This window comes from uncultured Paraglaciecola sp. (assembly GCF_937123705.1).
In the GTDB taxonomy this organism is placed as follows: domain Bacteria; phylum Pseudomonadota; class Gammaproteobacteria; order Enterobacterales; family Alteromonadaceae; genus Paraglaciecola.
In genome coordinates this window covers 1-14,332 of sequence record NZ_CAKZKO010000142.1, presented here as the reverse complement: position 1 = coordinate 14,332, position 14,332 = coordinate 1, and the positions used below count along the sequence as shown (strand labels likewise).

Annotated in this window: 11 protein-coding genes and 1 tRNA gene; 7 read left to right on the top strand and 5 right to left on the bottom strand. The window is 41.2% G+C overall.

Annotated elements, in window-relative coordinates:
* Positions 1-65 precede the first annotated feature (65 nt).
* Positions 66-1,541, top strand: a complete 1,476-nt coding sequence (gene rmuC / locus Q0688_RS19635; protein WP_299081296.1) for a DNA recombination protein RmuC — start codon at positions 66-68, stop codon at positions 1,539-1,541.
* An 821-nt stretch (positions 1,542-2,362) separates the two neighbouring features.
* Here the strand turns inward: rmuC and Q0688_RS19630 are convergent.
* Positions 2,363-3,265 carry a LysR family transcriptional regulator gene (locus Q0688_RS19630; protein WP_299081293.1) on the bottom strand — a complete coding sequence of 301 codons (903 nt, stop codon included), beginning with the start codon at positions 3,263-3,265 and terminating at the stop codon, positions 2,363-2,365.
* A gap of 143 nt (positions 3,266-3,408) precedes the next feature.
* Between Q0688_RS19630 and Q0688_RS19625 the strand changes: the two genes are divergently transcribed.
* The 3 genes from Q0688_RS19625 to Q0688_RS19615 all read left to right on the top strand — a co-directional run bounded on the left by Q0688_RS19625 (position 3,409) and on the right by Q0688_RS19615 (position 7,284).
* Positions 3,409-3,858: a MaoC family dehydratase gene (locus Q0688_RS19625; protein WP_299081290.1), complete on the top strand. Its 450-nt coding sequence runs from the start codon at positions 3,409-3,411 to the stop codon at positions 3,856-3,858.
* Between the two features lie 275 nt (positions 3,859-4,133).
* Positions 4,134-6,827, top strand: a complete 2,694-nt coding sequence (locus tag Q0688_RS19620) for a TonB-dependent receptor (protein ID WP_299081287.1) — start codon at positions 4,134-4,136, stop codon at positions 6,825-6,827.
* 157 nt (positions 6,828-6,984) lie between these two features.
* Entirely contained in the window at positions 6,985-7,284 is a 300-nt protein-coding gene (locus Q0688_RS19615; protein WP_299081284.1) for a 4a-hydroxytetrahydrobiopterin dehydratase, read from the top strand.
* A gap of 196 nt (positions 7,285-7,480) precedes the next feature.
* Here Q0688_RS19615 and Q0688_RS19610 read toward each other — a convergent pair whose 3' ends face one another.
* A complete protein-coding gene (locus tag Q0688_RS19610; protein ID WP_299081281.1) occupies positions 7,481-8,092 on the bottom strand; it encodes an ester cyclase in 612 nt (203 codons plus the stop codon).
* 298 nt (positions 8,093-8,390) lie between these two features.
* On the opposite strand from Q0688_RS19610, the gene Q0688_RS19605 reads away from it, so the two are divergent.
* The 3 genes from Q0688_RS19605 to nusA all read left to right on the top strand — a co-directional run bounded on the left by Q0688_RS19605 (position 8,391) and on the right by nusA (position 10,958).
* A tRNA-Met gene (locus Q0688_RS19605) sits at positions 8,391-8,467 on the top strand.
* A 449-nt stretch (positions 8,468-8,916) separates the two neighbouring features.
* Positions 8,917-9,375, top strand: coding sequence for a ribosome maturation factor RimP (gene rimP / locus Q0688_RS19600; protein WP_299081278.1), 459 nt, complete (start codon positions 8,917-8,919; stop codon positions 9,373-9,375).
* Positions 9,376-9,425: 50 nt separating this feature from the next.
* On the top strand, positions 9,426-10,958 hold the full coding sequence (gene nusA, locus Q0688_RS19595; protein ID WP_367179822.1) for a transcription termination factor NusA: 1,533 nt from the start codon (positions 9,426-9,428) through the stop codon (positions 10,956-10,958).
* 5 nt (positions 10,959-10,963) lie between these two features.
* On the opposite strand, the gene prfB is transcribed toward nusA, so the two are convergent.
* From prfB to Q0688_RS19580, 3 genes are all read right to left on the bottom strand, one after another.
* Positions 10,964-12,089, bottom strand: a protein-coding gene (gene prfB, locus Q0688_RS19590; protein ID WP_299081275.1) for a peptide chain release factor 2 whose coding sequence is annotated in 2 segments (ribosomal slippage) — positions 10,964-12,013 and positions 12,015-12,089 — 1,125 coding nt in all. Because the reading frame shifts where the segments join, the coding sequence is not laid out codon by codon here.
* A 96-nt stretch (positions 12,090-12,185) separates the two neighbouring features.
* On the bottom strand, positions 12,186-13,964 hold the full coding sequence (gene recJ, locus Q0688_RS19585; protein ID WP_299081272.1) for a single-stranded-DNA-specific exonuclease RecJ: 1,779 nt from the start codon (positions 13,962-13,964) through the stop codon (positions 12,186-12,188).
* A gap of 21 nt (positions 13,965-13,985) precedes the next feature.
* Positions 13,986-14,332, bottom strand: a 347-nt coding sequence (locus tag Q0688_RS19580) for a thioredoxin fold domain-containing protein (RefSeq protein ID WP_299081269.1), incomplete at its 5' end; no start/stop codon positions are given.

The following is a 14,332-nucleotide window of genomic DNA, read 5'->3' as shown; positions in this document are numbered from 1 at the left end:
GTAGGGCGGTATTATTACCGCCTTTTTTATGGATAGACATCACAACATCAATGGTACAGAACCTTATGACTCAATTTAATTCTCCTCTTTTTTATGCTGTTTTTGTAGGCCTTCTTTTATTAGGCGCTTTGTTGGGCGCATTAATTACACACCGCAAAGCCAACAAGCGTGCAGAGCTGTCGATTGCACAGAGTAACTTGATTTTCAGTCAACAAGAAACTCAGTTACGAGAGCAGATTAGCCAGCAACAGATAATGATTGAAACATTAACAACTGAGCAGAGAGCGGCTCAACAAGAACAGATGCAAAATCAAAATAGCTTAGGCCAATTGACTCAGCAAGTTGCACGTTTGAGTGAGTTAGAAGCAGAAAAACGACAGTGGCAACAAAAATACGAGCAAAGCAACAAGCGAACCAGTGATTTACGTACGCAACTTGAGTCCCAAGCCGCACGCTTTGAACAAGAGAACATTGCCAGTCAGGACAAACTGCAACTTTTGGAAGCCGCAGAAAAGCGCTTACAAGAACAATTTGAGAACCTTGCTAATAAAATTTTTGAGCAGAAACAAGAAAAATTTAGCCAATCGAGTAAGGCAGGGTTGGACTCAATATTATCGCCACTAAAAGAGCAGATTGAAGGCTTTAAAAAACAAGTAACCGATCAATATGTTAAAGAAGGCCAAGAGCGCGCTTCATTAAAAACTGAAATCTCAGGCTTAAAAGATCTCAATCAACAGATCACCCACGAAGCAGCCGCATTAACCAAAGCATTAAAAGGTGACAACAAAGCGCAAGGTAACTGGGGTGAAGTGGTACTTGAAAGGGTATTAAAAGAATCTGGTTTACGTGAAGGCCATGAGTTTGACACTCAAGTTGCGCTAAAAAATGAATCAGGCAAGAGCTATCAGCCCGATGTAGTGGTGCACTTACCCAATGATAAAGACGTGGTAATTGACTCAAAAGTATCTCTTGCCGCCTACGAGCGCTATTTTAATGAACAAGAAGATGAAATCGCCCGAGCCGTGCATTTAAAAGAGCATGTTAATTCACTACGTAATCATATAAAGGAGCTAGGAAAAAAAGATTACCAAGATTTAAAAGGCATTCGCACTTTAGATTATGTGTTGATGTTTATTCCCATTGAATCGGCGTTTTTACTGGCGGCAGACCAAGCACCAGAATTAATGAAACTGGCCTTTGACAACAACATTATGCTGGTAAGCCCTACTAACTTGTTGGTGGCGCTACGCACGATTAATAATATCTGGCAATACGAATATCAAAATCAAAATGCCCAGAAAATTGCCGATAACGCCGCGAAGTTATACGACAAATTTCATGGATTTACTGTGGATATGGAAAAAATTGGTAAAGCGATAGAATCCACTCAAAAAAGTTATGACGGCGCCATGAATAAACTCACCTCGGGTAAAGGCAACCTTGTAAGACAAGTTGAGCAATTTCGTAAACTAGGGGTGCAGAGTAATAAAAAACTGGATCAAAATTTAATGGATAACGGCGAAGAGAGCAGTAGTGAATAATTAAATCCTAGCAGCAGTAATCGAGATGTCTGTAAGCGGCAGCGCATACTTATTTATGCCCTAAACGGGCACGATATCCCTATCGTTTTTCACATAGAATCCCTTCTATGGGACCTACTTTTTTTCAACAGCCAAAAAAAGTAGGCACAAAGTGTTCGGGAAACACTTTGAACATCTGAAAGATGGCCTGTAGGGTGAAATACATGGAAGTATTTCATAAAAAAGGCCGCTCGACCCAATGCTCTTCATCCGCAAATTTACTTATTTTTGTAGGTCGTAATAAATCGTTCCCGACGAGCTATTACTCAATCGCCTATCCATGCGATTGCCCTACAAAAATAAGCAAATTAGCGGCGAGCCTTCATTCGAGGGAAGAGCCAGAAAAGCATCGGCTTTGCCGATAAAGCTTTGTTTTCTTTGGTGGCTCCGCCACTGCTTTTTTCGCCTTTAAAGTTTTTTGTGCGGTTAAGAACTTTTGTCGCTGGCTCGAAGGGAATCAAGTCAAAAACAGGCAAACGACCGTCACGGATTTAGTTTTAAGACATACTAAACATAAAGTCACTGGGTTCGCGATAACAGCATTCGGGAACGATCTTAGTTGTTTTACGGGTGTAGGTCGTCCTCGCGCATGCGGGGACCCAGTGACTTTACAATGGCTTCAAGCACGGGTGGCGGAAGTTAGAATAACGCAGGAGCAGTTATCGAGAAGCCTGTAAGCGCCAGCGCTGCTTTTTATGCACTAGAGGGCACAGCCCTCCATGCAGGTTTCACCATTTATAAGCAAAAGGTACATGCTCGAAACTCAAAAACTGTTTTTTCCATTACTCAGGATGAAACGCTTGTGCTACTTGGGCGATTTGTTCTCGCATCCAGATATGGGCATCGTCTAAGTCTGCGCTCATGTGCCAATATAAAAAGTATTCAAGTGGGGGGAGCTCAAAGGGTAATTCGTACATGGCTAAATCATAGTGTTTTGCCAAATGATAGGGTAAACAAGCGATCAAATCGGTTTTTACTAAGGTAGAAGGTACTGTTAAAAAGTGTTGGCTACGCATCACCACATTGCGTTTCTCACCTGCTTTATCTAAGGCCACATCTATGGGCCCTGCACCGGTTTTTCTATGAGACACATGAATATGTCCCAGCTGTAGAAATTCCTCCATATTTAAGCCATGTGACAATGAAGGATGATTGACCCGAGCAAGTACCACAAACCTATCTTCAGCTATTTTTTGTTTACATAAATGCGGGTCGCTAAAAGAAGAAGCGTCGGCATAGAAATCTAAATTACCACTGGCCATAGCAGAGACAATATTTTTACGCTCAATTTCATAATTGGTTAGGGATATTTTTGGTGCACTTTTTTGCAATTGCCCTAATAGGCGGGGAATAATACTCACCTCAAGCAAATCTCGGCACGCAAAGTTGAAGGTTTTTTCTGCTTTGAGGGGATCAAATATGTGGCTTTCCTGAACACTTTTGCGTAATAAGCTTAAGGCATCTCGTGCGGGGCCAATAATATTTTGTGCAACAGGTGTGGGGGTCATGCTGTGCCCCGTGCGCACGAACAAAGGGTCGTTAAGCATTTCTCGTAATCGCGCCAATGAGTTGCTAACCGCGGGTTGTGTGATACACAACACATCCGCGGCTTTCGTTAAACTGCCAGCAGTATAAATAGCGTCAAAAACAGCAAATAAATTTAAGTCTATTCGGTGCAAATTCATATACATTACCTCTACAAAAACTCTGCAAGCAGGATACGTTATTTATTAGTTAAATCAATGTTTTGCTATAGCTAATATTCATTATATTGATATAGATCGAATTGCTAGACTATTTCACTTATTAAATAAAAGGACACAATAGTATGACCAAAACCCTATTAGCTTTAACTGTTGGCGAGCAACTTCCTGTTGGTGATTGGATCAACATATCTCAACAAGAGATTGACCTGTTTGCTAAAGCCACCAATGACCACCAGTGGATCCATGTTGATCCCGTGCGGTGTGAAAAAGAGAGTCCATTTAAAACCACCATTGCCCATGGGTACTTAACTGTTACTTTAATGCCTAATTCTCTGTACCAATCTATAAAACCAGATCCTAAATACCCGTCTCTACTTAATTACGGTGTCGATAAAATTCGATTTATCGAAGCAGTCCGAGTAAACGACAAAATTAGGTTTGTCTCAACTCTAATTAAAACAGAGAAAAAATCCTCTGGAATGTTGTTTCATTTTGAAACCGTGGCCGAGATAGAAGGACGAGATAAACCAGCAATGAAAGGGGTATTCTTGACACTATTAGTGGGCGCTTGAACCTAGATAATTGGCTGTCTATGGTTAAGTAATTATGTTCGTTTTGACTTGCTGGTCAGACCATGCAATTAATTGATGTTTACATATAAGTAACAAGAAATTTACAAGTGTTGTCCTCCAACTTACTATCAATATGAGTGCCTATATATTTTATATATCAGGCACTTAGTAAGCATTATTATTAGAATAAAACATTTGATACTTTTTATTGAGAGGGTCATCAAGTATCCGTTTATTGGATTATATGGCTAATAGCTCACCTATTGGGGACACGTATGAATATGAAAACTAAGTTAACGGCACTAGCAGTGGCAGTCTCTGCACAGCTTTTACCTTCGGTGAATATCGCATTTGCTCAAGAGCAAAGTGCGGAGCAGGAGCAAGAAGTTGAATTGATTATGGTAACGGGTAGTTTTGTAAGGCGAAGTGAGAATTTTGAATCACCTTCCCCTTTAGCTATTATGGATGCTGGCGATATAGAAGCGATTGGCGCGAAAAGTATTGGCGATATCACTCAAACCTTAACGATTAATACCGGCGCAGAAAACACTCCAGACGCATTTACACAAAATGCCACGGCGGGAACATCTAATATCAACCTTCGCGGTCTTGGGGTTGCATCAACATTAGTATTATTAAACAATAAACGTCAGGTGGTAACAGCTCAGCCAAATAATGGGGGAGTTAATTTTGTTGATACCAGTTCTTTGGTTCCTATGATTGCTTTAAATAGAATGGAAGTGGTCAAAGATGGAGCCTCTGCGTTATATGGCTCTGATGCTGTTGCGGGTGTGGTTAACTTTATCACCAAAGATAATTATGAAGGTGCTCAGGTTTCGATGGATTACCAAGATGGTGCTCATGGGGATAACAAAGAATACACCCTCCAAGGTTTATGGGGCACTGTTGGCGACGAAAGTAGTATTTTGGCTGCCGTCAGTTACACCAATAGATCGCCGTTGTTTACAGGTGATAGAAGGTTAAGCCGCCCTCAAGATGATACCAGTTCATTAGGTGGCCCTGGCTCTTACTTTTTAGGTGCGACCCCTTTTATAGACCCTACAGGTTGCGCAGAGTATGGCGGTCATCCAAACTTACTTGCACCATCAGGTACAGTGCCTGGACTTGAAGTCGGGTTTTGTGGATTTGATTTTGGTACAACCTATTCTTTTGTTCCAGATGAAACCCGTTTAACTACTTTCTTCCAAGCGAAAAAGCAACTTACAGATGATATTGAATGGGTAACCGAAATATCAACCGGCAGAAATAGAGCCGAACGTGGGGGCTCGCCTAGTTTCCCAATACTAACATCGCCTACAGTGCCTGCTAGTCATCCAGGTAATCCGTTTGGGGCAGATGTGGCTTATTTTGGCCGCGAAATTGGTAATCGGGCAGATGGTACTTCTCATCCAGGCGATCCTGCCAACACCGAATCAGATACTTTTAGAATTAGCACTATGGTGCAAGGTGAGTTGGAGTCAGGGTTTTGGGAAGTAAGTTACACTTCGGCTAAGAATAACTTCCTCTTTTCTGTAAACGACACCCTAGCAAAAGAATTTCAAAATGCGTTACGTGGATTTGGTGGACAAGGCTGTGATCCGGTAACAGGCACTGCAGGCGAAGGTCTTTGTGAGTATTTTAATCCTTTCGCTACTTCCTACACGGTATTACCTAATTCCCAAAATGTGATTGACTCTTTTACAGGCAGAGAGCAAATAGACTCTGAATCTAGTTTAGAAGTGGTTGAAGCTTTTGTTTCTACTGAATTATTTGATATGGAAGGAGGTACAGCCGGTATTGCATTTGGTGCGCAATATCGTAATCAAGAATTGACCCAAGACTATGATGCTCTTGCTAACCAAGACAGGTTTTCGTTTGTTATTGGTAACCCTGATATTTATGGGGAGCAAGACGTGTACGCTTTGTTTGGTGAATTAGCCTTACCTGTTAGTGATGATCTAGACATTCAAATAGCCTTAAGATACGAAGATTACGGCGGGACGACTGGTGATACTATCGATCCTAAGGTTGCCGTTTCGTGGCGAGCAACGGAAGACTTCTCCCTGAGAGGGTCGATTTCTACTTCTTTCAGGGCGCCTTCTATATTCCAAAGAGATGGCGGTGGAACCAGTTTGAATCAAATGGTTGACCCATTAACAGGCGGAGCGGCATTTGCCGCAGCTAGGGCAACAGGCAATAAGGATTTAGTTCCTGAAGAATCCACAGCTTATAACTTAGGGTTTTCTTTAGAGCCAGTTGACGATTGGTCTGTTGAAGTGGATTACTGGAATTTTGATTTTACAAATTTAATCATTCAAGAAAACTTCCAAGCTATATTGAATGCTGATCCACAAGACCCTGACAGAATTGTTAGGGCAGGCGATCCACTGAACGGCCCTTTATTACAAGTTAATTTGACGTACGTGAATGCCAGTTCTTTGGAGACATCTGGTCTAGATTTTGTCAGTAGCTACAAAATGGAAACAGAAGGGGGAACATTCACTCCTAGTTTTACTGCAACCTATATTTTGACGTATGATTTAGTTGACCCACAAGCTGGCCCCGTTGACGGTGCTGGATTGAGAAACTTTGGTAATATAGGTGTGCCAACACCTGAATTACGGGCTAATTTAGGTCTAAATTGGAAACATGATGCGTTTTCTGCCAACATTTTTGCTCGCTATGTAGATTCTTATAGTGATGATCAAAACTGTGCTGATGGAAGTGCCTATTCAGCTGCATGTACAGTGGGTTATAAAGCAATTGATAGTCATATGACCTGGGATGCTCAAGTAAACATCGACTTAGGGGCAATGCTTGAGACAGATGGAGCTTACATTTTGTCTTTAGGTGGTGTTAACCTTACTGATGAAAATCCGCCACAAGTGTTTACCAATGCCGGCTTTGACTCTAAAGTACATGATCCTAGAGGTCGTCAAATTTATGCTCGACTTGCAGTTGAGTTCTAACTTCACACCAAAATCTAATCATTCCCGGCAAGTCCGGGAATTTTTTTGTCAATATTTTGTGCCAGCTAGGTTGTGCATTTATTAAGGTTTTAGTTTTATTCTTATGGCTGCTCGATAGATAATATTGAGTAAATCACCAAAATAGAGAACAGCAGATATGGAAAAATACTCTGAACAACAAATTCAGACTGAATTGCAAAAACTTAACGCACAGTTAGAGAGTGACCAACAATGGCGTGTTGTTGATAACAAACTCAATAAAACCTTTAAGTTTAAAAGTTTCATACGCGCTTTCGGTTGGATGACACAAATGGCTATTTGGGCTGAAAAACTCAAACATCATCCTGAATGGTTTAATGTTTACAATAAAGTGGATGTTCAGCTTACTACCCACGATGTTGGCGGTATCAGTGAACTGGATTTTAAACTAGCCGAAAAAATGGATGTGTTTTCTTAACTAACCCGAAGTCGTGATAAGGAATGTCGAGAAATAAAAATTACAACTATATTTCAAAGGCTTACATTTATTAAACTTAATGCAATTATTCAAATTATGGGTAAGTGGTGCTAGTTTTGTTTTTATCCCGAGTTCGGGTTAATTACAAATAAGCAGGGTGTATAGATAAATTCGCTTCGCTATGATGCTTGATTTCTCAAGCATCATAGCGGTCTAGTGTTCTTTTAAGGCGGCGCCGTAAGCTTATTGCCCAAAGCGTAGGCACGAGCGCAACCAATAATCCAAACATAAAACCTTTAACGGTAAATTTCATTGTTTGCGGTGTATCGATGTCATGTCGATGATTCCAGATCTCTATAATTTTTCCTTCTTTAAAACGGAAAACGTTAATGATCTGCATGCCACCCTCTACTGCTAATAATTTACCAAGCATTGTTTTTGGTTCATAGAAACCTCGCCATTTAGTTGCGACTAAATCCCCTTCAGCAATTTGGTATTGAATGTCACCGGATAGATCTCCATTTTTCCAAAAAAAATCAGCAATGTGTTTTTGTTCAATTGCATGCTCCGTTACATTTTTACGATCTCCAGTATCGTGAACCACATAGGTATCGGCGACATATTTATCATATTTTTCAGTATTATTACTAAACCACAAATCGTTATAAAAATTACGTGCTATTTGCTTGTTTTTTTCCAGAATATAAGTGTCATTAGCCTGAACTTGGCAGTGAAAGCAGAACAACACTGTAGACAATAGCCAACAAAATGCAGAGTTATAGATCTTTGCCCGTGTTATTAAAATCATCATTTTTGCCTTTGGGTTGTTATAAACGTCAAGCCTTAAATGTAGTTCATAAAAGCTTGTTAAATAGAGAGGCCATTCAGAGTGGTATTAGCAAAATCTATTAATGACATTTTCAAATGTTCTTCATTTAACAAGAAATGCGTTTCTTTATTCGGCAGGTTGTTCGCCAATTGAGCGGTTAAACATGTTTTTAATATTTATCTTTATTAACCGCTTGCGCGCCTAAGTTTGCTATGTATAATACGCCCCACTTGAGAGGAGGCTGCTATAAATAGTTTCACTCATTAAAGATTTCAAGCGCGGGATGGAGCAGTCTGGTAGCTCGTCGGGCTCATAACCCGAAGGTCGTAGGTTCAAATCCTGCTCCCGCAACCATATTAAAAGCCCTGATTGAGTCAGGGCTTTTTTTTATGTGTTTTTTAGTCTTATAGTCCGCTAGATGAAACTCCAAAAATGCGTTGCATTCGATTCTCATAAAAAAATAAATAAAGATTCAGTTATTGGGCTTGTTGCAACTGTGCGTGGTCATCTGTAGAATACGTCGCACTTGAGAAGCGAACTCCCTCATTTTTATGACAGTAACGCTAACTATTGTGAAAATCTTTCGGGATACTTTGTTTGCAACTTTAAATCTAGTTGTTAAGACACTTTCACAACCACTTTTTAAAAATGGGTGTATGGCCGATTTTTAGTAGAATAGTGGACTAGGGTCCAGAATCAAATAACCCCGCTAGTACGGGGTTTTTTGTCTTTAAAATTTCGATTTTCTTTCTGGGCATTTGGCCCTTTTTTTGTATTTGGCCCTTTTTTATTGGAGTAAAGCTTTGTCGCAACTCGAACAAAAGCTAACAGATATGTTAACTGCACCTGTTGAAGCATTAGGTTTTGAAATGGTGGGCGTAGAGTTTGTACGCGCAGGTAAACATTCTACGCTACGAATTTACATTGATCACCCAGATGGAATTGGAGTGGAACATTGTGCTGAGGTGAGTCATCAGGCCGGTGCTGTGTTAGATGTAGAAGATCCTATCAGCACTGAGTATAACCTTGAGGTATCGTCCCCTGGGATGGACAGGCCCTTGTTTAAAGAAGCCCATTATCTTGATTGTTTAGGTGAAGTAGTAACATTGAAGTTAAGAATGCCTATGGATGGCAGACGTAATTTCAAAGGAAAAGTGTTGGCTTGCGAAGCAGGTAATTTAACATTAGAAATTGATAACCAAACTCATGTTTTGGCTATTGCGAATATAGAAAAAGGTAATCTAGTTCCCTCTTTTGATTAAAGAGTGGAGTTAGCTAACGCTGTCGAAAGAGAGTAATTAGTGAGGCAACAATGAATAAAGAAATTCTGTTAGTGGCTGAAGCCGTTTCAAACGAAAAACAGGTTCCAAGAGAAAAAATCTTCGAGGCGCTAGAGTTTGCTATCGCCAGCGCTACCAAAAAGAAAAATGAAGGCGAAATTGAAGTACGGGTTAGCATAGATCGCGAAAGTGGTAATTTTGACACTTTTCGTCGCTGGTTAGTGGTAGCCGATGATCACGAACAAGAAAACCCTATGGCCGAGATGTCAATTTCTGCTGCTCAGCTAGATGAGCCAGACATTCAATTAGGCGATTTTGTTGAAGACCAAATCGAATCTATTGCTTTTGATAGGATCACTACCCAAACCGCTAAACAAGTTATCGTGCAAAAAGTACGTGAAGCTGAGCGCGATCAAGTGATAGCGGAGTACGAAGACCGCGTAGGTGAGCTGGTAACAGGTACGGTTAAAAAAGTGAATCGTGACAACGTCATCATTGACTTAGGTAACAATGCTGAAGGTGTAATTTATCGCGACGATATGTTACCTCGCGAAACATTCCGCCCAGGTGATAGAGTGCGTGGTTTGCTTTACGTTATTCGCCCAGAAGCGCGTGGGGCTCAATTATTTATTAGTCGTACGCATCCAGATATGTTGGTTGAGCTGTTCCGTATAGAGGTACCAGAAATTGCCGAAGAAACCCTAGAAATTAAGGCTGCTGCCCGAGACCCAGGTTCAAGAGCAAAAATTGCCGTTAAAACAAACGATAAGCGTTTAGATCCTGTAGGTGCTTGTGTAGGTATGCGAGGTTCTCGAGTACAAGCTGTATCCGGTGAATTAAGCGGTGAACGTGTGGATATTGTGTTGTGGGATGATAATCCTGCGCAATTTGTTATCAATGCTATGGCGCCCGCAGAAGTGGCGTCTATCGTTGTTGACGAAGACAAACAAGCTATGGATGTGGCGGTTGAAGCGGATAACTTAGCCCAAGCTATAGGCCGTAGTGGTCAGAATATTCGATTAGCTAGCCAGTTAACAGGCTGGGAATTGAATGTTATGACAGTGGAAGATTTAAGTGCCAAGCATGAAGAAGAAAACGCGAAAGTGCTCACTGTGTTTACCGCAGGTTTAGATATTGATGAAGATTTTGCCTCTGTATTGGTAGATGAAGGATTCAGTACTCTTGAAGAAATTGCTTATGTACCAATCAATGAATTATTAGACATTGAAGGCTTAGAGGAAGAGATGGTTGAAGAGCTACGTAATCGTGCTCGAGCAACCTTAACCACCCGTGCATTAGCAACCGAAGAAACCCTTGAAGCTGCAGAGCCAAAAGAAGAATTGCTCAATCTTGAAGGTATGGACAGACATGTAGCCTATACCCTAGCAAGTCGCGGCATTACCGATTTAGAAGGTAAATTTGCCAAGCTGGAATCTATGGGCCTACGCGTCACCGAAACCCGCGTCGCGGGTGGCGCCGATTTCACATTCATAGAACAGGCTTTCGTCGACCCCGATGGACATTTGGTCGTGTGTTATGAGGTTTTGCCGGACAATAGCCCATAAGCCAGCTAATTGCCCTCACCCGCCTCATCTTCAATGCGGGCGGCTAGGGAGCTTTCTAGGAACCTATCTATATCCCCGTCCAGAACGCCATTAACATCACTTGTCTCTGTGCCTGTACGCAAATCTTTGATCATTTGATAGGGCTGGAGGACATAGGAGCGGATTTGTTGGCCCCAGCCGATTTCTGACTTATTGTCAGCTTCGGCCTGCGCGGCATCCTCGCGTTTTTGCAATTCCATTTCATAAAGGCGCGCGCGCAGCATATCCCACGCTTGGCTGCGGTTCTTATGCTGGCTACGGTCAGATTGGCACTGCACAACAATGCCGCTTGGCTCGTGCGTAATACGCACCGCAGAGTCTGTTCTGTTTACGTGCTGACCACCAGCGCCAGATGCGCGATAAGTGTCAATTCGCAAATCAGAAAGATTGATTTCAATATCAATATCATCATCGATTTCTGGGTATACAAACGCCGAAGAGAATGACGTATGACGGCGGTTACCCGAGTCAAATGGCGACTTTCTCACTAAGCGATGCACGCCTGTTTCAGTGCGCAACCAACCATAGGCGTATTCACCCGTATATTTTATAGTGCAACCTTTGATACCAGCAACATCACCATCGGTTACTTCAACTGCTTCAGTTTTAAAACCGTGTGCTTCGCCCCAACGCAAATACATACGCATTAGCATTTCAGCCCAGTCTTGTGCTTCTGTACCACCAGAACCTGACTGAATATCAAGATAACAGTTATTCGCATCTTGATCGCCACTAAACATACGACGAAACTCAAGCTTTTCTAAAACGGCATCTAATGTATCAGCCTCACGCTGGGCGTCATCAAAAGTTTCTTGATCTTCTTCTTCTATCGCAAGCTCAAGTAGACCTTCAATATCATCACAACCATTTTCTAGTTCAACTATGGTATTAACCACTTCTTCAAGTGAGCTGCGCTCTTTTCCTAACGCTTGCGCCCGCTCGGGTTCATTCCAAACATCAGGTAACTCTAATTCTCGTGAAACTTCAACTAAACGTTCAGCTTTAACGTCGTAGTCAAAGGTACCCCCGAAGTAAGTCGGCACGTTCGCGAATTTCTTTTAATTTATTTATTATTGGATTTATTTCAAACATAGATCTTCAGGTATAGTTTTAAAATTGTGCTAACAAGCGTTAAACTGTGGAAAAATAGGCGCGCATTATAGCGTATAAAGACTAGTAAATAAATGCTTATGCTGCGGTGATATTTTCAACCATTAATTGCACTGTGCGTTTACCGCGAAACTCATTAATATCTAACCGGTAAGCTAAATGAACTTGCTTTGCTTGAGAGTTTGGCCAAGTTTTTAAATCAACATTAAAAGCAATACCATCAAATACTTTACCTTGTTTTTCTACCACTAATTTAAGGTGTTTTTCGCCGACAATGCGTTGCTGTACAAGTATAAAAAAATCATCAAATAATGGTTCAGGAAAATTTTGCCCCCAAGGGCCAGCGTCTCTAAGCTGCTCCGCAAAAGCGAGTGTTAATTGATTCGCAGCTAACTCACCATCCGATAAAATAACACTTTGTAAGTCTTCTGCTTTGAGCCATTTATTTGCTTGTTCATTAAAGATTTGCTCAAACTGATCAAAGTTATGTTGCTTAATAGATAAACCTGCCGCCATAGCATGGCCACCAAACTTTATAATTAAGCTAGGATGTTGACTGTCAATATGCTCCAACAAATCACGGATATGTAAACCAGTAATAGAACGAGCAGAGCCTTTAATTTCTTGCAGCTCTGGAGCAAGAGATTCATCCTCATTACCTTTTGCAAAAACAATACAAGGGCGATGAAATTTTTCTTTCAAACGACCTGCAACAATCCCTATTACTCCTTGGTGCCAGTCTTGTTGATAAAGCGCAATAGCACTAGGTAGCTTATTTTCATCAAAATGTGCTTCATTAAAATTTAAAGACTTAAAAATTTGCTCAGCTTCTAATTGCATGCCTTGCTCTATTTCTCGGCGAGCTTTATTTAGATCATCTAAATCTCGAGCCATCACCCGTGCACTTGCTAAATCAGGCGCAAGTAAACAATTGATGCCGTAAGCCATGTCATCTAAACGCCCTGCTGCATTTATTCTTGGCCCTAAAGCAAAGCCAAAATCTGACGCAACTAACTGCTGTTGATTTTTATTCGCCACTTCAATTAAGGCTTGTATACCTGGACGGGTTTGCCCTGCACGAATACGTTTTAACCCCTGCTCTACCAAAATACGATTATTGCTATCGAGTGAAACTACATCAGCCACCGTGCCTAAGGCAACTAAGTCGAGTAATTGGGCAATATTAGGTTCGTTTATATTGTGATTAACAAAGTATTCTTTATCTCGAAGGTAACTGCGCAGTGCTAACATCACATAAAAGGCAACCCCAACACCCGCAAGTGATTTACTTTTAAATGGGCAATTAGGTTGATTTGGGTTAACAATAGCATCCGCTTTTGGCAACTCATGACCAGGTAAGTGATGATCGGTAACAATCACTTGTAAACCAAGCTCTTTAGCGCGCATGACACCCGCAACACAGCTAATACCATTATCAACGGTAATTAACACTTGTGCACCTTGACTAGCCGCAATATCAACTATTTCAGGTGTTAAGCCATAGCCATATTCAAAACGATTAGGCACTAAAAAGGTATGGTTTTTACTGCCCATAGAAGCAAGCGCTTCCATCATTAATGCGGTACTGGTTGCACCATCGGCATCAAAATCTCCGACAATAACAATATTGCTTTGTTCAAGTAATGCTTGGTGTAATAAAGTACAAGCATCGTCTAAACCTTTTAATGCTTGTTCTTCTTTTTTATCAACGCTTAAGCCTTGCAAGTTAGTAACTTTCAACTCAAGCTCTTGCGCTGATTCTACTCCTCTACGTGCATAAATTTGTTTAATAATAGATGGCAAGCTATCAGGTAAATGCTCATCAGAAACATGCTCACGACGAATTACTTTTTTCATCAAACAGTACCTGATTATGCTTTAAAGACTTTTTAATAATTGCTCTAATTGCGCTGGTGGTTGGTATCCAGGCACCATCATACCATTAGATAAAACAATAGCGGGAGTACCATTTACCCCAATCTGACGTCCAAAATTAAATTCGCCTTCAATAGGTTTATCACAAACGCGGTAGGCAACATTTCGACTATTTTTTGCATTCGTCATTGCCGCTTTAGGGTCTTCAGCACACCATACAGAGCGTAGATCTTTAAAACCTTGGCTGTAATTTCCTGTTTGATCTTTACTACCCGAACGAGGGTAAGCTGAGTAGCGGAACGTAATGCCTCGGCTCTTGTAATCCTCCATTTGCTTATGCATTTTACGCC

What these genes read in the sequence shown, in the direction of transcription:
- nusA (WP_367179822.1), top strand. Translation starts at nt 9,426, where the DNA reads ATGAATAAAGAAATTCTGTTAGTGGCTGAAGCCGTTTCAAACGAAAAA.
- rmuC (WP_299081296.1), top strand. Translation starts at nt 66, where the DNA reads ATGACTCAATTTAATTCTCCTCTTTTTTATGCTGTTTTTGTAGGCCTT.
- Q0688_RS19615 (WP_299081284.1), top strand. Translation starts at nt 6,985, where the DNA reads ATGGAAAAATACTCTGAACAACAAATTCAGACTGAATTGCAAAAACTT.
- Q0688_RS19625 (WP_299081290.1), top strand. Translation starts at nt 3,409, where the DNA reads ATGACCAAAACCCTATTAGCTTTAACTGTTGGCGAGCAACTTCCTGTT.
- Q0688_RS19610 (WP_299081281.1), bottom strand. Translation starts at nt 8,092, where the DNA reads ATGATTTTAATAACACGGGCAAAGATCTATAACTCTGCATTTTGTTGG.
- Q0688_RS19620 (WP_299081287.1), top strand. Translation starts at nt 4,134, where the DNA reads ATGAATATGAAAACTAAGTTAACGGCACTAGCAGTGGCAGTCTCTGCA.
- recJ (WP_299081272.1), bottom strand. Translation starts at nt 13,964, where the DNA reads ATGAAAAAAGTAATTCGTCGTGAGCATGTTTCTGATGAGCATTTACCT.
- Q0688_RS19630 (WP_299081293.1), bottom strand. Translation starts at nt 3,265, where the DNA reads ATGAATTTGCACCGAATAGACTTAAATTTATTTGCTGTTTTTGACGCT.